Raw genomic sequence first — 22,567 nt, 5'->3', positions numbered from 1 at the left:
GGTTATCTCAATCGTGATGACCTGACGGCTGAGCGCTTTCTGAAAGATCCATTCAGCAAGGTTCCCAATGCCCGCATGTACAAAACCGGCGACTTGGGTCGCTACCTGCCGGACGGCAACATCGAGTACCTGGGCCGCAATGACGACCAGGTGAAGATTCGCGGTTTCCGCATTGAACTGGGCGAGATCGAAGCCAAGCTCGCCCAGGCTCCAAACATCAAGGAAACCGTGGTCCTGGCCCGTGAAGACGTGCCGGGCGACAAGCGCCTGGTGGCCTATTTCACCCAGCATTCGCCAGGCGAAGCGCTGGACATTCAAATCCTGCGCACGTATCTGCAAGCGCAACTGCCGGAATACATGGTGCCGGCCGCCTACGTGCGCCTCGACGCATTGCCATTGACACCGAACGGCAAACTCGACCGCAAGGCGCTTCCGGCGCCGGATCTCGACGCGGTGATCACCCGTGGCTACGAAGCCCCGCAAGGCGAGGTCGAGATCACCTTGTCGCACATCTGGTCCGAGTTGCTCAACGTCGAGCGCGTCGGTCGCCACGATCACTTCTTCGAACTGGGCGGGCATTCCCTGCTGGCGGTCACGCTGATCGAGCGGATGCGCCAGGCCGGCTTGAGCGCCGACGTGCGTATCCTGTTCGGCCAGCCCACCCTCGCCGCGTTGGCGGCGGCCGTGGGTGGCGGCAGTGAAATCGGCGTGCCGGCCAACGGCATCCCGTTCGGCTGCGAGCGGATCACCCCTGACATGCTGACGCTGACCAGCCTCGACCAGGACACCATCGATCTCATCGTGTCGACCGTGCCGGGTGGGGCGCGCAACGTGCAAGAGATTTACCCGGTGGCACCGCTGCAGGAAGGCATCCTTTACCATCACCTGTCGGCCGAGCAGGGCGACCCCTATGTCTTGCAGGCGCAGTTTGCCTTTGACAGCCGCGAGCGCCTCGATGCTTTCACCCAGGCCCTGCAAAGCGTTATCGACCGTCATGACATCTTGCGCACCGCCATCCTCTGGGAAGGTCTCGACGAGCCTCGACAAGTGGTCTGGCGCGAAGCGCGGCTGGGGCTTGAAGAACTGGCACTGGATCCACAGGCCGGATCGATCACCCAACAGCTGCAACACCGTTTCGATCCCCGGCACTACGCCTTGGACATGACCCAGGCACCGCTGATGCGCCTGGCCTTTGCACAAGACACGCCCAACCAGCGCTGGGTAGCGATGCTGTTGTTCCATCACATCGCGGTTGATCATGCGGCGCTGAAAGTCGTACAGGCCGAGATGCAGGCGTACCTGTTGGGGCAAGCCGGTCAATTGGACGTCCCGGTGCCGTATCGCAACTACGTGGCCCAGGCTTGCCTGGGGGTGGATCGTGAGGCGCAGGAAGGGTTCTTCCGCGACATGCTTGGCGATGTCGACGAACCCACGCTGCCGTTCGGTTTGCAGCAGGTGCAGGGTGACGGCCATGACATCGAGGATGCGAGCCTGGTGCTCGACAGCGATTTGAGTCGGCGGCTGCGGCGCCTGGCACGCCAGTCGGGCGTGGGGGTCGCGAGCTTGTATCACTTGGCTTGGGCGCAGGTGTTGGGGCAGGCGTCCGGCAAGCAGGACGTGGTGTTCGGTACCGTGCTGATGGGCCGGATGCAGGGCGGCCAGGGCGCTGACCGTGCGTTGGGCATGTTCATCAACACCTTGCCGCTTCGCGTGAGCGTTGGCGACCAGGACGTCAGGGCCGGCGTCAAGGCGGTCCACGGGCAACTGACCGCACTGTTGGGCCACGAGCACGCCTCGCTGGCCCTGGCCCAGCGTTGCAGCGGCGTGGTCGCGCCACTGCCGCTGTTCAGCGCCTTGTTGAACTACCGCAACTCCAGCGAACAGGCCGATACCGAGGCGGCGCTGTCGGCCTGGCATGGCATTGAGACGCTGGGTGGCCAAGCACGCACCAACTACCCATTGACGCTGTGTGTCGACGATTTGGGTGAAGATTTCGCCCTGACCGTCCTGGCCACGAGCGGTGTCGGTGCGCAGCGGGTCTGTGCCTACATGGCGACCGCGCTGCAAAGCCTGGCCACGGCATTGGAATCCAACCCTGCATTGCGCTTGCAGACGCTGGCGGTACTGCCGCAAACCGAGCGCCAACAGATACTGACCGACTTCAACGCCACCACCCGGCGCTATCCCCGGGACAGGACCGTCCACGGCCTGTTCGAGGCGCAGGCCAAGGAGCGTCCGCAAGCCATTGCGGTCGTGCACGACGCCCACAGCCTGACCTACGCCGAGTTGAACCGTCGGGCCAATCGCCTGGCCCGTCATCTGGTCGGCCTTGGTGTGCAACCGGGCGATCGGGTGGCGATTGCACTGGAGCGCTCCATCGAGCTGCTGGTCAGCCAACTGGCGATCCTCAAGTGTGCTGCCGCCTACGTACCGCTGGATGTCAGCGCGCCGCTGGAGCGGCAACAGTTCATGGTGCAGGACAGCGACACCCAGGTTCTGCTGGCGCTGAGCACGGCTGATGTTCCCGGGAATACGCTGCGCGTGGACCTGGACCAGCTCGTGCTGGATGAGGTCTGCGATGACCTTGGCCTGGTGCAAAGCTCCGAATCAGTGGCCTACATCATGTACACCTCCGGTTCCACCGGCACCCCGAAAGGTGTGCTGGTTCCCCATCGGGCGATCAACCGGTTGGTGATCAACAACGGCTACGCCGATTTCAACGCCCAGGATCGGGTCGCCTTCGCCTCCAACCCGGCGTTCGACGCCAGCACCCTCGATGTCTGGGCACCGTTGCTCAATGGCGGTTGCGTGGTGGTGGTCGACCAGGACGTGCTGCTGTCCCAGGCGGATTTCCACGCGCTGTTGCTCGAACAATCGGTCAGCGTGCTGTGGATGACCGCCGGCCTGTTCCATCAATACGCCGCCGGACTGACGACGGCGTTCGCCCAGTTGCGCTACTTGATCGTCGGCGGCGACGTGCTCGACCCAGCCGTGATCGGCCGCGTCCTGAAGGAAGGCGCGCCGGCTCATCTGCTCAACGGCTACGGCCCGACCGAAGCCACCACCTTCACCACCACCCACGAGATCAAAATCGTGGGCGAGGGCGGTATTCCCATCGGTCGTCCGATTGGCAATACCCGAGTCTATGTGCTGGACGTCAATCGTCAGCCAGTGCCCATCGGCGTGGCGGGCGAGTTGTACATCGGTGGCGACGGCGTGGCGAAAGGGTATTTGAATCGCCCTGGGCTGACCGCCGAGAAGTTCGTCGCCGACCCGTTCAATGCCAATCCGGATGCGTTGCTGTACCGCACCGGCGACCTGGCGCGCTGGCGTGCGGACGGCACGGTGGATTACCTGGGGCGTAATGACGACCAGGTGAAGATCCGCGGTTTCCGTATCGAACTGGGCGAGATCGAAGCCCGGTTGGCCGCGCAGGATGACGTCAAGGACGTCGTGGTGCTGGTGCGTGAAGACGCCCCGGGCGAGAAACGCCTGGTGGCGTACTTCACGCCGCGCGACCTGGACATTGCGCCGCACATCGAGACCCTGCGTAGTCATCTGCTGGGGCAATTGCCGGACTACATGATTCCGGTGGCCTACGTGCGACTCGATGCCTTTCCGTTGACCGCCAACGGCAAACTGGACCGCCGTGCACTGCCGGCGCCGGACAGCGACGCCTACGTCAGCCGTGAATATGAAGCGCCGCAAGGCGAGGTCGAGCAGTTACTGGCCCAACTCTGGGCCGAGCTGCTCAGGGTTGACCAGGTCGGTCGCCACGACAATTTCTTCGAGTTGGGCGGTCATTCGCTGCTGGCGGTCACGCTGATCGAACGCATGCGCCAGGCCGGCTTGAGCGCCGACGTGCGGGTTCTGTTCAGTCAGCCGACCTTGGCCGCGCTGGGCGCGGCCATCGGCAGTGGTCGGGAGGTGGATGTCCCGGTAAACCGGATTGTCCCGGCCTGTGAACGGATCACCCCGGACATGCTCACGCTGATCCAGCTTGATCAGGCGGCCATTGACCGGGTCGTGGCGACGGTGCCAGGAGGGGCGCCGAACGTGCAGGACATCTACCCGTTGGCGCCGCTGCAGGACGGCATTCTCTACCATCACCTGGCCGCCGAGCAGGGCGACCCCTATGTCTTGAAAACCGTGTTCGAACTGCAAAGTCGCGACCGGCTGGTGGCGTTTGTGGACGCGCTGCAATACGTCATCGACCGGCACGACATCCTGCGCACCAGTGTGGTGTGGCAAGGTTTCGATACGCCGATCCAAGTGGTGTGGCGCGAAGCGAAACTGCATCTGGAAGAGATCGCCCTGGACATTGCCGAGGGCGAGATCGCGGCGCAGTTGCAGAACCGTTTCGACCCGCAGCACTACAGGCTGGACATCACCCAGGCCCCCCTGATGCGCCTGGTCTTTGCCGAAGACGCGATCAACCAGCGCTGGGTGGCGGTGTTGTTGTTCCACCACATGGCCCTCGACCACACGGCGCTGGAAGTGGTGCAGCAAGAGATGCAGGCGCACCTGCTGGGCCAGGCCGACCAACTGGCCGTGGCGATGCCGTACCGCAACTATGTGGCGCAAGCGCACCTGGGTGTGAGTCAACAAGAGCACGAAGGGTTTTTCCGCGAGATGCTCGGCGATGTCGACGAACCGACGCTGCCGTTCGGCTTGCAGGACGTGAGCGGCGAGGGGCAGGACATCGAGCATGCCCGGCACGTTGTCGAGGCGACCTTGAGCCTGCGTCTGCGGGCACAAGCACGGCAGTTGGGCGTGAGTGCCGCCAGCCTGGTTCACCTGGCCTGGGCGCAGGTACTGGGGCGTGTGTCGGGCAAGGACGATGTGGTGTTCGGTACGGTCCTGCTGGGTCGGATGCAGGGCGGCGATGGCGCCGACCGGGCGCTGGGCATGTTCATCAACACCTTGCCGTTGCGGGTCGAAGTAAGCAACCAAGGCGTGCGCGATGGGGTGAAAGCCACTCACGCACGGCTGACCGGGTTGTTGGGCCATGAACACGCCTCGCTGGCCTTGGCCCAGCGTTGCAGTGGCGTGGTCGCGCCGCTGCCGCTGTTCAGCGCGCTGCTCAATTATCGGCACAGCGCCAGCGCTGCGGCCGAGGTCTCGAATGAAACCCTGGCCGCGTGGCAGGGCATCGAGTTCCTGAGCAACGAAGAACGGACCAATTACCCACTGACCCTGTCGGTGGATGACCTGGGCGACGGCTTCATATTGAGCGCCTTGGTGTTGCAAGGAGTGGGTGCCTCTCGTATCTGCGCCTACATGCACACGGCCCTGGAAATCCTGGTGCAGGCCCTCGAACACGCGCCCCAGACACCACTCAACCGCCTGGAGATCCTGCCGGAAACCGAACGTAACCAACTGCTGGTGGATTTCAACGCCACCAAGCGTGCCTATCCGCAGGAGCAGACCGTCCTGGCCCTGTTCGAGGCCCAGGCCGCGCACCTGCCACACGTGATTGCAGTGGTGCATGGACCGCGGCACGTGAGTTACGGGGAGTTGAACGAGCGGGCCAATCGCCTGGCCCATCACCTGATCGGCCTCGGTGTGCAACCGGATGACTGCGTCGCGATCCTGTTGCCCCGTTCCATCGAGTTGCTGGCCAGTCAGTTGGCGATCCTCAAGTGCGCGGCGGCCTATGTGCCCTTGGACCGCAACGCCTCTTTGGAACGCCAAAGGTTCATGCTCGACGATTGCCAGGCCCAGTGCCTGCTGACACTCAGTACCGAGACCGTGCCGGAAGGCGCGCGGCGCATCGACCTGGACACGTTGGACAGCCAGGGCCCGGTGCACAACCCGGCATTGGCGCAGTCCAGTGAATCGATCGCCTACATCATGTACACCTCGGGCTCCACCGGCACCCCGAAAGGCGTGCTGGTGCCGCACCGGGCGATCAACCGCCTGGTGATCAACAACGGTTACGCCGATTTCAACGCGCACGACCGCATCGCCTTCGCTTCCAACCCGGCGTTCGACGCCAGCACCATGGACGTCTGGGGCGCCTTGCTCAATGGCGGGCAAGTGGTGGTGATCGACCATGAAACCCTGCTGGAACCTGCGCGGTTTGCCCAGGTGCTGAAGGATTCGGGCGTCACGGTGCTGTTCGTGACCACGGCGATCTTCAACCAGTACGTGCAACTGATTCCCCAGGCCATCGGCGGCCTGCGCATCCTGCTATGCGGCGGTGAACGGGCCGATGTGGCATCGTTCCGGCGCTTGCTGGAGCTGACGCCGGACCTGCGTCTGGTGCACTGCTATGGCCCGACCGAAACCACCACCTACGCCACCACCTTTGAAGTGAAGGCCGTGGCGGCGGATGCCGAATGCGTGCCCATCGGCGGACCGATCGGCAACACCCAGGTGTACGTGCTCGATGCGCGCCAGCAGTTGGCGCCGTTGGGTGTCGTCGGTGAGATGTACATTGGCGGCAAGGGCGTGGCCAAGGGTTACCTGAACCGGCCGGACCTGACCGCGGAAAAATTCATCGCCGACCCGTTCAGCCATGAACCCGACGCGTTGCTGTACCGCACCGGCGACCTCGGTCGCTGGCTGCCGGAGGGCCGCCTGGAGTGCCTGGGGCGTAACGACGACCAGGTGAAGATCCGCGGTTTCCGCATCGAGCTGGGCGAGATCGAAGCCAAGCTGGTGGCCTGTGATGGCGTCAAGGATGCGGTGGTGCTGATGCGGGTCGATGAATCGGGCGAAAAGCGCCTGGTGGCCTATGCCATTGCCCAGCCGCAGGTTACGCTGACCGTGGCGGTCTTGCGCGAGCAATTGTCCGCGACCCTGGCCGACTACATGGTGCCTGCCGCGTTCGTGATGTTGTCGGCGTTCCCGTTGACGCTCAACGGCAAGGTGGATCGCAAGGCCCTGCCGGCACCGCACGCCGAGGCTTACGCCAGCCAGGCCTACGAGGCACCGCTGGGTGAGGTTGAACAGGTCTTGGCCGGCATGTGGGCCGAGTTGTTGAACGTGGAACAGGTCGGTCGCCACGACAACTTCTTCGAACTGGGCGGCCATTCGCTGCTGGCCGTGACGCTGATCGAACGCATGCGCCAAGTCGGCTTGAGCGCCGACGTGCGCGTGCTGTTCAGCCAACCGACCCTGGCCGCACTGGCCGCGGCGATTGGCAGCGGCCGGGAAGTCAGCGTGCCGGCGAACCTGATTCCTTTGGATTGTGAACGCATCACCCCCGAGTTGTTGCCGCTGGTCAACCTGTCCCAGGACACCCTCGACCAGATCGTCGCCACGGTGCCAGGTGGTGCGCGCAACGTGCAGGACATCTACCCGCTGGCGCCGTTGCAGGAAGGCATCCTCTATCACCACTTGGCCGCCGAACAAGGCGACCCCTACGTGTTGCAGTCACAGTTCGCCTTCGACAACCGCGAACGCCTCGACGCGTTCATCGGGGCGCTGCAAGTTGTGATCGATCGCCACGACATCCTGCGTACCAGTGTGGTCTGGGAAGGGCTGGATGAACCGGTGCAAGTGGTCTGGCGCCAGGTGGTGCTGGAGCCGCAATGCATCGTTCCCGATGCCACGGCCGGAGACATTGCCACGCAACTGGCCAACCGCTTCGATGCGCGGCACAGTCGCCTGGACTTGGGCCGGGCCCCGCTGTTGCACCTGGCGTATGCACAGGACGAGGCCCAGGATCGCTGGGTCGCTATCCTGTTGTTCCATCACATGGCGCTGGATCACACCGCCCTGGATGTGATGCAACATGAGATGCAAATGCACCTGTTGGGCCAGGACGAACACCTGACCGCATCGGTGCCGTACCGCAACTACGTGGCCCAGGCTCGCCTGGGCACGAGCGAGCAGGAGCACGAAGCGTTTTTCCGCGAAATGCTCGGCGATATCGACGAGCCGACGCTGCCATTCGGCCTGGCCCAGGTCCAGGGTGACGGGCACGGCATCGAAGAAGTGAAGGTGTTTGTCGATGACGCCTTGAGCCTGCGCCTGCGGACTCAAGCCCGGCAGCTTGGCGTCAGTGCCGCCAGCCTGGTCCACCTGGCCTGGGCCCAGGTCCTGGCCGTGGCGTCGGGCCAGGAGAACGTGGTCTTCGGCACGGTCCTGCTGGGCCGGATGCAAGGCGGCGACGGGGCCGACCGGGCCCTGGGCATGTTCATCAACACCTTGCCGATCTGCGTGCCGGTGAATGAGCAAAGCGTGCGGGACGCGGTGAAGACCACCCATGGGCGCCTGACCGGGCTGCTGGGGCATGAGCATGCTTCCCTGGCCCTGGCCCAACGCTGCAGTGACGTGGCGTCGCCAGCGCCGTTGTTCAGTGCGCTGTTGAACTTCCGCCACAGTTCGCTGCAGGTGACCGATGAGGGCTTGTCCGCCTGGAGCGGCATGCAAATGTTGTCCAGCGAGGAGCGCACCAACTATCCGCTGACGCTGAACGTCGATGACCTGGGCGAAGGCTTCAGCCTGACGGTGCAGGTCGAGTCCCGGATTGGTGCGCAACGTATCTGTGACTATGTGCAGGTTGCCCTGCACAGCCTGGTCGATACCCTGGAGCACGCGCCGCAGACGGCGGTGCGCAGCCTCACGGTGTTGCCGTCGGCCGAACGCACGCAACTGCTGGAGACCTGGAACGCGCCAGAGGCGACGTACGCCCATGACGCGCTGATCCATCGCCAGTTCGAGGCCCAGGTCGCGACGCAACCCGACGCGGTGGCGGTGGTGTTCGAGGGCCAGGCATTGACCTACGGCGAACTCAACGCCCAGGCCAACCAGCTCGCCCATCGCCTGTTGTCGCTGGGCATTTGTCCGGATGACCGGGTCGCGATCTGTGTCGAACGCGGCTTGGACATGATCGTCGGCCTGTTGGGCATCTTGAAGTCGGGCGCCGGCTACGTACCGCTGGATCCGGCCTCCCCGGCGGAGCGCATCGCCTACATGCTCGAGGACAGCTCCCCCGTGGCGATCGTGGTGCATGCCGCCACCCAGGCGCTGCTGGCCGAAGAGTCTGTACGGGTGATCGAACTCGATAACCCGGCGTTGCGCGGCCAGTCCACCGCCAACCCGCAAGTACCTGGCCTGACGTCGTCGCAGTTGGCCTACGTGATCTACACCTCCGGCTCCACCGGGTTGCCCAAGGGCGTGATGGTCGAACACGGCAATGTCGCGCGGCTGTTCTCGGCCACCCAGCCTTGGTTCGAGTTCGGCCCGCAAGACGTGTGGGCGCTGTTCCACTCCTTCGCCTTCGATTTCTCGGTCTGGGAAATCTGGGGCGCGCTGATCCATGGTGGACGCTTGTGGGTGGTGCCGCAGTGGGTCAGTCGCTCCCCGCAAGATTGCTACGCGCTGCTGTGCGAGGCCGGTGTGACCGTGTTGAACCAGACGCCAAGCGCTTTCCGGCAATTGATCGCGGCCCAGGGTGAAAGCGATCTGCGCCACAGCCTGCGCCAGGTGATCTTTGGCGGTGAAGCGCTGGAAACCGGGATGCTCAAGCCCTGGTATGCCCGTGTAGCCAACGCCGGGACGCAGTTGGTCAACATGTACGGCATCACCGAAACGACGGTGCACGTGACGTATCGTCCGCTTGAAGCGGCTGATGCCCAGTTGGCGGGCGTCAGCCCCATCGGCAAGCGCATTCCCGACCTGCAACTGTACGTGCTCGACGCCCGGCGCGAGCCGGTGCCGGTGGGCGTGGTGGGCGAGATGTATGTGGGCGGCGCGGGCGTGGCGCGGGGTTACCTGAACCGGCCCGAGTTGACCCAGGAACGGTTTATCGCCGACACCTTTAGCGGCTGTGAAGGGGCGCGCCTGTACCGGACCGGCGACCTCGGCCGCTGGCTGGCCGACGGCAGCATCGAGTACCTGGGCCGTAACGACGACCAGGTGAAGATCCGCGGCTTCCGTATCGAACTGGGTGAGATCGAAGCGAGCTTGGCGGCCTGCGAGGGTGTCAGCGAGGCGGTGGTCATTGCCCGTGAAGACGCGCCGGGCGACAAGCGCCTGGTGGGCTATGTGATTGCCGCAGACGGCGCGCAACCATCAGCCGCTGAGCTGCGTACACAATTGCTGGCTTCGCTGGCGGACTATATGGTGCCGAGCGCGTTCGTGGTCCTCGAGGCGTTCCCGTTGACCACCAACGGCAAGCTCGACCGCAAGGCCTTGCCGGCGCCGGATCAGTCGGCGGTGGCGGCCCGCGAATACGAAGCGCCGCAAGGCGAGGCCGAGACAGTCATCGCCGCGATCTGGCAAGACCTGCTGGACCTTGAGCGAATCGGCCGTCACGACAACTTCTTCGAGTTGGGTGGCCATTCGCTGCTGGCGGTGAAGCTGATCGAACGCATGCGTCACGTCGGTTTGAGTGCCGATGTGCGGGTGCTGTTCGGCCAACCGACGCTGGCGGCCCTGGCTGCCGCGGTGGGTGGGCACACGGAAGTCGTGGTGCCGGGCAACGCGATCCCGGACGGTTGCACGCGGATCACCCCGGACATGTTGCCCCTGGCCGACCTGGACCAGGACGCCATCGACCGGATCGTGGCCACGGTGCCGGGTGGCGTGACAAATGTGCAGGATATCTACGCCCTGGCGCCGTTGCAGGAAGGGATCCTGTATCACCACATCGCCTCTGCCCAGGGCGATCCCTACCTGCAATATGTGATGTTCGCGTTCGACAGCTTCGCCCATGTGGAGCATTTCACCCAAGCGCTGCAAGCGGTCGTTTCCCGTCACGATATCCTGCGCACCGGCGTGCTCTGGGAAGGCTTGGCCGAGCCCATGCAGGTGGTCTGGCGTGACGCGCGGCTGGTGGTCGAGGCGGTTGAGCTGGATCCGGCGGCCGGGGAGGTTGCCACGCAGTTGCATCAGGGTTTCGACCCCCGGCACTATCGCCTGGACATCCGCCAGGCGCCGCTGATGCGGGTCGCTTATGCGCAAGACCCGGCCAACCAGCGCTGGGTGGGCATGCTGTTGTTCCATCACCTGGTGGATGACGCCACTTCGTTGGCCGTGCTGTCCGCGGAGATCGAGGCGCACATGCTCGGCCAGGCACAACGCTTGCCGGCATCGGTGCCGTACCGCAACTACGTGGCCCAGGCTCGGTTGGGCGTGAGTCGCGAAGCCCATGAACGGTTCTTCCGCGACATGCTCGGTGATGTCGACGAGCCGACGTTGCCGTTTGATTTGCAGGATGTGCAAGGCGACGGCAGCGGCATCGAAGAGGTTCGCCAGGAGGTCGAGGCCGGCCTCAGCCGTCGGCTGCGGGTCCAGGCGCGTCAGCTCGGGGTGAGCGCGGCGAGCCTGTATCACCTGGTCTGGGCGCAGGTGCTGGGCACGGTCTCGGGTCGCGACGACGTGGTGTTCGGCACCGTGTTGGTGGGCCGGATGCAGGGCGGCGAGGGCGCCGACCGTGCACTGGGGATGTTCATCAATACGCTGCCGTTGCGGGTGAACCTGGGGCAAACCGGTGTCCGTGCGGGTGTGAAAGCAACCCATGCCCGACTGACAGCCTTGCTCGGCCATGAGCACGCCTCGTTGGTGCTGGCGCAACGTTGCAGCGGCGTAGAGGCGCCGACGCCGTTGTTCAGTGCCTTGCTCAACTACCGGCACACCGGCGCGGCAGCTTCCGCCGAAGCCTTGTCGGCTTGGGACGGTATCCAGGTGCTGGGTGGCGAAGAGCGGACCAACTACCCGCTGACGTTGTCGGTGGATGACCAGGGCGAAGCGTTCAGCTTCACCGTCATGACCCCGGCGCGCATCGGCGCCCAGCGGCTGTGTGGGTATGTGGGGCAGGCGCTGGAAGGCCTGATCCAAATGCTTGAGCAGACGCCAGAGGCGCCGTTGCACCAGTTGTCGATCCTGCCGCCGAGCGAGCGCCTGAAACTGCTGGCCGAGTTCAATACCGGTGGTGCCGACGACCCGCAGGAGCAGACTGTTCTCGGGCTGTTCGAAGCCCAGGTCCAGCGTACGCCGGACAACGTGGCCGTCCAGCACGGCGAGCACGCGTTGAGTTATCGCCAGTTGGACGCGCGAGCCAACCAGTTGGCGCATTACCTACGCAAGCAGGGCGTGCAACCGGATTCACGCGTGGCGATCTGTGTCCAGCGCAGCGCCGAGATGGTGATCGGGCTGCTGGCGATTCTCAAGGCGGGCGGTGGTTATGTGCCTTTGGACCCGGCGTATCCCGCGGAGCGGATTGCCTACATGCTGGCGGACAGCGAGCCGGCTGCGGTGCTGGCCCAGGCAGCGACCAGAGAATTCTTGTCGCAGGTTCAGGTGCCCCTGATCGACCTGGACGCCGGTCCATGGCAAGACGAGCCGGAGCATACTCCGCAGGTCACTGGCCTGACGCCGGCCCACCTGGCCTACGTGATCTACACCTCCGGTTCCACCGGCTTGCCCAAAGGGGTGATGGTCGAACATCGCGGCCTGCGCAACCTGCTGGACTGGTACCTCGAGGACCTGGCCTTCGACGCCGACGACGCGGTGCTGCTGGCGTCCTCCTACAACTTCGACCTGACCCAGAAGAACATCCTCGCGCCGCTGATGGCCGGGGCCACGCTGCACCTGGCCGCCGAACCCTTCAACCCCGGCGCCATCGTCGCCCAGGTCGCCGAGGCCGGGATTACCCACCTCAATATGTCGCCCACCGCCTTCCACGCGCTGGTGGACGCCGACCACCAGCAAGCCCTGGCCTGCCTGAAACGGGTGGTCCTGGGTGGTGAACCGATCCAGGTCGCCATGCTGGAGAAGCTCGCCCAGCCACGGCCGGCGGTGATCAACAGCTACGGGCCGACCGAGTGCAGTGACGTGGTTGCCTGGTACACGGCCGACAGCGACCTTGAGACCTACCGGCACCAGTCGATCCCGATTGGCCGGCCGATCCGCAACATGCAATTGCATGTGCTGGACACTCACGGGCAGTTGGTGCCGGTGGGCGTGCCCGGTGAGATCCATATCGGCGGTGTCGGTGTGGCCCGCGGTTACCTCAACCTGCCGCAGCTCAGTGCCGAACGCTTCATCGCCGACCCGTTCTACGGCAAGGCCGACGCGCGCCTGTACAAGACCGGCGACATCGGTCGCTGGCTGCCTGACGGCACCCTGCAGTACCTGGGACGCAATGACGATCAGGTGAAGATCCGCGGGTTCCGCATCGAACTGGGCGAGATCGAAGCCAAGCTCGCCCAGCACGACGCGGTGAAGGAGGCTGCGGTGCTGGTCCGTGAAGACGTACCGGGAGAAAAACGCCTGGTGGCCTATTTCACCCAATACGCACCGGACGAAGCGGCGGACATCGAAGCGCTGCGTACCTGCCTGCAGGCACAACTGCCGGCCTTCATGGTGCCGGTGGCCTATGTACGCCTCGACACCATGCCGCTGACACCCAACGGCAAGCTCAACCGCAAGGTGCTGCCGGCACCGGACCTGGAGGCTTTCATCACCCGGGGCTACGAAGCCCCCATCGGCGAAACCGAAATCACACTGGCCCAGTTGTGGGCTGAAGTGCTCAACGTAGAGCGCGTTGGCCGTCACGATCACTTCTTTGGACTGGGTGGGCATTCCTTGCTTGCCGTCAGCCTGATGGAGCGGATGCGCCAAGAGGGTATGGAAGCGGATGTGCGGACGCTGTTCGAGCAGCCCACGCTCTCGGAATACGCGGCAATGACAGAAAAAATGGAGATTGTCCTGTGAGTGTGATCGAACTGTTGGCGACACTAAAAGAAAAAGACGTACAGCTTTCAGTCAAGGGTGATCAGCTCGTGGTACGGGGCCGCAAACAGTCTCTGAGCGAGCCGGCGGTGCTGGCCTTGCTGCGCGAGCACAAGGCCGCGCTGATCGCGTTGATCCAGGCCGGCGAATACGAGGGAGGCAAGGCCGGCGAAGTCGACACCCCCGCCAGCGTCATTCCCGTCGGCTGCGTGCAGATCACGCCGGACATGCTGCCGCTGGTGACGCTCGATCAGCCAGCCATCGACCGCATCGTTGCGACGGTGCCGGGCGGTGCTGCGAATGTGCAGGATATCTATCCGCTGGCACCGTTGCAGGAGGGGATTCTCTATCACCACCTGATCGCCACCGAGGGCGATCCGTATGTTTTGCAGGCTCATTTCAGCATCACCCGGCGTGAACGCCTGGGCGATTTCATCGATGCCTTGCAAAGTGTGATCGATCGGCACGACATCCTGCGCACCGCCATCATCCGCGAGGGGTTGGAAGAGTCGGTCCAGGTGGTCTGGCGTGAGGCTCGACTGGGCGTCAAGGACATCAGCGCCGACCTCGCCGAGGGCGACGTCCTGGCGCAACTGCAGGCGCGCTTCGATCCCCGGCACTATCGGCTGGACGTCAGCCAGGCGCCGTTGCTGTTGCTGGTGGTTGCCCAAGACACCGCGAACCAGCGCTGGGTCGCCATGCTGCTGTTCCACCACATGGCCCTCGACCATGAGGCGCTGAGCGTTGTACAGAACGAAATGCAGGCCTATCTGATGGGGCAGGCCGGGCAACTGCGCCCCGCGGTGCCTTATCGTAATTACGTGGCCCGGACCCGGCAGGCCGGCCAGCGGCAGTCCGATGAGGCGTTCTTCAGCAAAATGCTGGGCGATGTCGACGAGCCGACCTTGCCTTTCGGCCATCAGGATGTGCTGGGTGACGGCATCGCCATCGAAGAGGGCCATCAAGCGCTGACGCCAGACCTCAGTCGCCGTCTGCGCGCCCAGGCTCGGCAACTCGGTGTCAGCGCGGCGAGTATTATTCACCTGGCCTGGGCCCAAGTGCTGGGCTGCGTATCGGGTCGCGAAGACGTGGTGTTCGGCACGGTGATGCTGGGGCGCATGCAGGCCGGTGAAAGCATGAGCCGGGCACTGGGCATGTTCATCAATACCTTGCCGTTGCGGGTGGGCGTGGGCGCGCAAAGCGTGCGCGATGGAGTGAAAGACACCCATGCCTGGTTGAGTGCCTTGCTCAGCCATGAGTACGCCTCCCTGGCCCTGGCCCAACGTTGCAGCGGCGTGGTGGCACCGGCGCCGCTGTTCAGCGCGCTGCTGAACTATCGACACAGCGCCGGCGCGGCCCAGGCTCTCCCGCCGGAAGCCAGCCTGGCCTGGGAGGGGATCGAAAGCCTGGGCGCGCAGGAGCGCACCAATTTTCCGCTGTCCCTGTCGGTAGACGACCTGGGCGACGATTTCAGCCTGTCGGTGCTGGCCGTGCCGCAGATTGGCGCGCAGCGGGTTTGCATGTACATGGACATTGCGTTGGAACAGCTGGTGGCGGCGCTGGAGACCTCGCCGCGGAGCCCATTGAACAGTCTGTCGATACTGCCACCGGCCGAACGCAGGCAATTGCTCGAAACCTGGAATATGACAGACGCGGCGTATGCACTCGACGCGCTGATCCATCGGCGGTTCGAAGCCCAGGCCAGCGAGCAGCCCGAGGCGGTTGCGCTGGAGCACGACGACCAGACACTGACCTACGGCGAACTCAACGCTCGGGCGAATCAGGTTTCACACCGCCTGCTGGCCTTGGGCGTCGGGCCGAATGATCGGGTGGCGATCTGTGTCGAGCGTAGCCTGGAGATGATCGTCGGCTTGTTGGGCATCCTGAAATCCGGTGCGGGGTATGTCCCCATAGACCCGGCTTACCCGGCGGAACGTATTGCCTACCTGCTGCAGGACAGTGCGCCGGTGGCGGTACTGGCACAGACCCGTACCCACCCCCTGTTGGGCGACGTCTCGCTGCCTGTCGTTGATCTCGATGGCGACGACTGGCGGGGCGAATCCGTCTCCAACCCCCAGGTGCAGGGGCTTGACGCCCAGCACTTGGCCTATGTGATCTACACCTCCGGATCGACCGGTCTGCCCAAAGGGGTGATGGTCGAGCATCGCAATCTCAACAATCTGGTGGATTGGCATTGTCACGCCTTCGCAGTGGGACGTGGCAGCCGTACCTCCAGCGTCGCCGGTTTCGGTTTCGATGCGGCGGCCTGGGAAGTCTGGCCCGCACTCTGCGCGGGCGCCACGTTGTTGCTGCCTCCGGCGCATGCCGGTAGCGAGGATGTCGATGCGCTGCTCGACTGGTGGCAGGCCCAGGCGCTGGATGTGTGTTTCCTGCCCACCCCCATTGCCGAGTACACATTGGGTCGCAACCTGGGTAACGATCGGTTGCGCAAGCTGCTGATCGGAGGCGATCGCCTGCGCAAGCTGCCGGCCGATCTGCCCTTCGATGTGATCAACAACTACGGTCCGACGGAAACGACCGTGGTCGCCACCTCGGGCCGGATCGACGCTTCGCAGCCGGTGTTGCATATCGGCAGACCGGTGGCCAACACGCGGGTGTATCTGCTGGATGCACAATTGCGACCGGTTCCGGTCGGGGTGGCCGGTGAGCTGTATATCGGTGGCGCGGGGGTTGCGCGGGGCTATTTGAACCGGCCGGAGTTGACCTCCGAGCGTTTCGTGAAGGATCCGTTCAGCCTTGTGCAAAATGCCAGGATGTACCGTACCGGTGATCTGGGACGCTATTTGCCGGACGGCAACATCGAGTACCTGGGGCGTAACGATGGTCAACTGAAAATCAGGGGCCTGCGCATTGAACTGGGTGAAATAGAATCCAGGCTGGGTGCTTGCGCCGGCGTTCGAGAGGCCGTGGTCATTGCGCTGGGAGAGGCGGCGGATGACCAACGCCTGGTGGCCTACTACACGGTGCACGACGCCGCCGACCAGACGCTCGCGCCTGAGGGTCTGCAAGCGCAGTTGCAGGTGCATTTGCCCAAGCACATGGTGCCGTCGGCCTACGTGCGTCTCGACAGGTTGCCGCTGACCCCGAACGGTAAACTCGACCGCAAGGCCCTGCCGGCACCGGACCACCATGCGTTGATCACCCGCGGTTATGAAGCCCCTCGGAGTGAGACCGAAATCACCCTGGCGCATATCTGGCAAGGCCTGCTCAAGGTTGAACGGGTTGGCCGTCATGACCACTTCTTCGAACTGGGCGGCCACTCCTTGCTCGCCGTCAACCTGATCGAGCAAATGCGTCAGGTCGGCTTGAGCGCGGATGTGCGTGTGCTGTTCGGCCAGCCGACCCTCGCGGCACTTGCCGCGGCGGTGGGCAGTGGCAACGAAGTCCTGGTGCCCGCCAACGGGATCACGCCGGGCTGCGAACGGATCACCCCGCAGATGTTGCCGCTGGCGACGCTCAGCCAGGATGCCATCGACCGCATCGTGGCGAGCGTGCCGGGCGGTGCGCCGAACATACAGGACATCTACGCGCTGGCACCGCTGCAGGAAGGCATTCTCTACCATCACATGTCGACCCCGCAGGGAGATCCCTACGGATTGCAGGCGCTGTTCGCCTTCCGGAGCGAGGCACGCCTCGACGCGTTCGCGCAGGCGCTGCAAAGCGTGATCGATCGTCACGATATCCTGCGCACGTCGGTGTTGTGGGAGGGATTGGAACAGCCGGTGCAGGTGGTCTGGCGCGAGGCGGTATTGAGCATCGAACAGATCGCCCTCAATGCCGTAGACGGTGATGCGGTGACCCAACTGCATGCACGTTTCGACGCCCGTTATCATCGCCTCGATATTCGCCAGGCTCCGCTGATGTGCCTGCGCTTTGCCCATGACCCGGCCAACCAGCGCTGGGTAGCGATACTGTTGTTCCATCACATCGCCCTCGACCACACGGCCCTGGAGGTCGTGCAACAGGAGATGCAGGCGTTCCTGCTCGGGCAAGCCGATGCCTTGCCCGACGCGATGCCGTACCGCAACTACGTGGCACAGGCGCGCCTGGGTGTCAGCCAGGCAGAGCACGAGGCTTTTTTCCGCGAGATGCTGGGCGATGTCGACGAACCCACGCTGCCATTGGGCTTGCAGCAGATGCAGGGCGACGGGCGCGGTGTCGAGGAAGCGCGGCTGCAGGTGGACGCTGGTTTGAGTCGTCGCCTGCGGGCCCAGGCGCGGCAGTTGGGCGTGAGTGCCGCCAGCCTTCACCATTTGGCCTGGGCACAGGTACTCGGACGCTTGTCCGGGCGTGACAATGTGGTGTTTGGCAGCGTACTGATGGGCCGGATGCAGGGCGGCGAGGGCGCCGACCGTGCCCTGGGCATGTTCATCAATACCTTGCCGTTGCGGATCGACCTGGATGAGCCGGACGTGCGCGTCGGGGTCAAGGCCACCCATGCACGCTTGAGCGCGCTGCTCGGCCATGAACACGCCTCGTTGGCCCTGGCCCAACGTTGCAGCGGCGTGGTTGCGCCGCTGCCGTTGTTCAGCGCCTTGCTCAACTATCGGCACAGCGCTGCTGGCATGGCTTCAGCCGAGGCCACGGACGCCTGGCAGGGAATGGAAAACCTCAGCGGCGAAGAGCGCACCAACTACCCGTTGACCCTGTCTGTGGACGACCTGGGCGAAGGTTTCAGTTTGGATGCCCAGGTATTGCAAGGGATGGGGGCGACCCGCATCTGCGGCTACATGCACACGGCACTTGAACACCTGGTCCTGGCACTGGAGCACGCCTCACGGACGCCGCTCAACCGTCTGGAGATCCTGCCGGAAGCCGAGCGCGAGCAGTTGCTGGTGGATTTCAACGCTACCCGGCGCCCTTATCCGCAGGACAGGACCGTTCATGGGGTGTTCGAAGCGCAGGTGTTGGCCCGGCCGCAGGCCATCGCCGCCGTGCATGCTTGGCAACGCCTGACCTACGGTGAACTCAATGCCAGAGCCAATCGCCTGGCGCGCCATCTGATCGATCGGGGCGTACAGCCGGGCGATTGCGTGGCGATTGCGCTGGAACGCTCGATTGAGCTGTTGGTCAGCCAGTTGGCGATTCTCAAATGTGCCGCCGTCTATGTCCCGCTGGATGTCAGCGCGCCTCTGGAACGCCAGCAGTTCATGGTGCAGGACAGCGGGGCGCAGGTCGTGTTGACGTTGAGCACGGCGGTAGCGCCTGACAGCTCGCAACGGGTGGATCTGGATACGGCAGTCTTCAATGAAGTCGCCGATAACCTCGACCTGGCGCAAAGCAGCGAATCGGTGGCCTACCTCATGTTCACCTCCGGTTCCACCGGCACGCCAAAAGGCGTGTTGGTACCGCATCGCGCCGTCAACCGGCTGGTGATCAACAACGGTTACGCGGATTTCAACGAGCACGACCGAGTGGCCTTTGCCTCCAATCCGGCCTTCGACGCCAGCACCCTGGACGTCTGGGCGCCGTTGCTCAACGGCGGTTGCGTGGTGGTGGTCGAACAGGACGTATTGCTGACCCAAGCGCGTTTCCGCGCACTGCTGCTTGAGCAATCGGTCAGTGTGTTGTGGATGACCGCCGGTCTGTTCCACCAATACGCCAGCGGCCTGATGGACGTATTCGGACAGCTGCGCTATTTGATCGTCGGCGGCGATGTGCTCGACCCGGCGGTAATCGCTCGGGTGCTGAGCGAAGGCGCCCCGGCTCACTTGCTCAACGGCTACGGGCCGACCGAAGCGACCACCTTCACCACCACCCACGAAATCAAGGCCGTGGGCGAGGGCGGGATCCCGATTGGCCGTCCGGTTGGCAACAGCCGGGTCTACATACTGGATACCCACCGGCAGCCGGTGCCGGCCGGCGTGGCGGGCGAGCTGTACATCGGTGGCGATGGCGTGGCGAAAGGGTATCTGAACCGTCCCGAGCTGACCGCCGAGAAGTTCGTCACCGACCCGTTCAATGCCGAGCCCGACGCCGTGCTGTACCGCACCGGAGACCTGGCGCGCTGGCGGGCGGATGGGGTGGTGGAGTACCTGGGCCGTAACGACGACCAGGTGAAGATCCGCGGTTTCCGTATCGAACTGGGCGAGATCGAAGTCCGCCTGGGCCAATGTGCGGGCGTGAAAGACGCCGTGGTGCTGGCGCGCCAGGACGAAACGGGGCCCAAGCGCCTGGTGGGGTATGTCATCCCTGAAGACGGCATCACCTTGTCGGCGCAGGCGTTGCGCGCCGAACTGGTGGCCGCGTTGGCTGACTACATGGTGCCGAGTGCTTTCGTGGTATTGCCATCCTTCCCGCTGACTGCCAACGGCAAACTGGATCGTCGCGCATTGCCGGAACCGGACGCCGACGCCTATGCCAGCCGTGAATACGAAGCGCCGCAGGGCGAGGTCGAACAGACCCTGGCGCAACTGTGGGCCGAACTGCTCAAGGTCGAACGGGTGGGGCGCCACGACCATTTCTTTGAACTGGGTGGGCATTCGTTATTGGCGATGAGCTTGATCGAGCGCATGCGCCAGGTCGACCTGTCGGTGGACGTGCGGGTGCTGTTCAGCCAGCCGACGCTACGCGCCCTGGCCGCCGCGGTCGGTGGGTATCGTGAGGTGGTGGTGCCGGCCAACGCGATCGTCGAGGGTTGCCAGCGCATCACGCCTGACCTGTTGCCGTTGGCGGTACTGAGCCAGGAGGCGATCGATCGGATCGTGGCGAGTGTGCCGGGCGGCGTGGGCAATGTGCAGGACATCTACCCGCTGGCCCCCTTGCAGGAAGGCGTTCTGTATCACCATCTGACGGCGGAAAAAGGCGATCCGTATGTGTTGCAGACGGTGTTCGGTTTTGAGCGCCGCGAACGCTTGGATGAGTTCATCCAGGCGTTGCAGCAGGTGATCGACCGCCACGACATTCTCAGGACCTCGATCGTCTGGGAGGGCCTCGAGGATCCCATGCAGGTCGTGTGGCGTCGGGCGCAGCTCATGATTGATGAGCAAGTACCGGAGCCGAACGGCGCAGATGTCATTACGCAGCTGTACGAACGTTTCGATGCCCGGCATTACCGGCTGGATGTGCGTCAGGCCCCGTTGCTGCGCCTGGCCATCGTCGAGGATGCCGCCAACCAGCGTTGGATCGCGATGCTGCTGTTCCATCATATGGTGCTGGACCATACCGGCCTGGAAGTGCTGGACCGCGAAATGCAGGCCCATATGCTCGGCAAGGCGCACCAGTTGGGCGCTGCGGTGCCTTACCGCAACTATGTGGCCCAGGCCCGCCTGGGGGTAAGCCAGCAGGAGCATGAAGCGTTTTTCCGCGAGATGCTCGGCGACATCGACGAGCCGACGCTGCCGTTCGGCCTGCAGAATGTGCAGGGTGATGGTAACGGTGTGGAGGAGGTCAGGCTGGTGGTGGCGGCAGGTTTGTGTCGTCGTCTGCGCGAACAAGCCCGACAGTTGGGTGTCAGCGCGGCGAGCGTGATGCACTTGGCCTGGGCGCGGGTGTTGGGGCATGTCAGCGCTCGCGACGACGTCGTCTTTGGCACGGTGCTTCTGGGCCGGCTGCAAGGCGGCGAGGGCGCCGACCGCGCCTTGGGGATGTTCATCAACACCCTGCCATTGCGGGTGAGCCTGGGTGAGCAGGGCGTGGTGGAAGGCGTGCGGTCCACGCACAAGCGGCTTACCGGGCTGCTCGGCCACGAACATGCCTCGCTGGCGCTGGCCCAGCGTTGCAGCGGTGTCGTAGCACCGACCCCACTGTTCAGCTCGATGCTCAACTACCGCCATTGTGGGCTCGAGGCCACTGCGCAGACGGTCTCGGCATGGGAGGGCATCGAGACGCTCGGAGGCGAAGAACGCACCAATTATCCCCTGGCCTTGAGCGTGGATGATGAGGGCGAGGGTTTCAGCCTGGTGGTGCAGGCGCTGGTCGGGACCGGTGCGCGGCGTATCGGCGAATACGTGCAGGCCACGCTCGAAGGCCTGGTCACCGCACTGGAGCAGGCACCGCATACGCCGCTGCATGCCCTCACCAGTCTGCCGGCGGCCGAACGCCGGCATCTGCTGGAAACGTTCAATGCCACGGCGGTCGACTACCCGCAGGGCCTGACCTTGCACGGCCTGTTCGAGGCCCGGGTCGCGGCCTGCCCGGACGCGGCCGCCGTGGTCTCTGGCGAGGCGCGACTGAGCTACGCGCAACTCAATGGTCGGGCCAACCAGATTGCCCATCGCCTGCTGGAACTGGGCATTCGCCCGGATGACCGCGTGGCGATCTGCGCCGATCGCAGCCTGGACATGGTCGCCGGCCTGCTGGGCATTCTCAAGGCCGGCGCGGCGTATGTACCGCTGGACCCGGATTATCCCCACGAGCGCCTGGCCTACATGCTGGAAAACAGCGCGCCCATGGTGGTGCTGACCCAGCGCGCGTTGCAGGCGAGCCTGCCGGCTACCCAGGCGCGGACCCTGTTGCTGGATGAGGCGGACGGTTTCTCGACGCAGCCCACCGACAATCCGCAGGTCGAGGGCCTGCATGCCCACAACCTGGCCTATGTCATCTACACCTCGGGCTCCACCGGCATGCCCAAGGGTGTGATGAACGAACACGGCGGGGTGGTCAACCGGCTGCTGTGGATGCAGGACGAATACGGTTTGAGCGCCGCGGACGCGGTGCTGCAAAAGACCCCGTTCAGCTTCGACGTGTCGGTGTGGGAATTCTTCTGGCCGCTGTTCAGCGGCGCGCGGCTGGTGATGGCCCGTCCGGGCGGGCATCGCGACCCGGCGTACCTGCGCGAAGTGATCCAGGCCCAAGGCATCACCACGCTGCATTTCGTGCCGTCGATGCTCGATGTGTTCCTGGCCCATGGCGAGGC

General features: G+C 64.5%; 2 protein-coding genes. Both read left to right on the top strand.

The features are described 5' to 3' along the window. Positions 1-13,671, top strand: a 13,671-nt coding sequence (locus ACIPQ1_RS28450) for an amino acid adenylation domain-containing protein (protein ID WP_446535133.1), incomplete at its 5' end; no start/stop codon positions are given. After that, on the top strand, positions 13,668-22,567 hold an 8,900-nt coding region (locus ACIPQ1_RS28445; RefSeq protein ID WP_446535132.1), incomplete at its 3' end, for an amino acid adenylation domain-containing protein. The genes ACIPQ1_RS28450 and ACIPQ1_RS28445, both read left to right, overlap by 4 nt.

It is taken from the genome of Pseudomonas sp. LARHCG127 (assembly GCF_052871455.1).
This window is presented reverse-complemented; position numbering and strand designations above follow the sequence as displayed.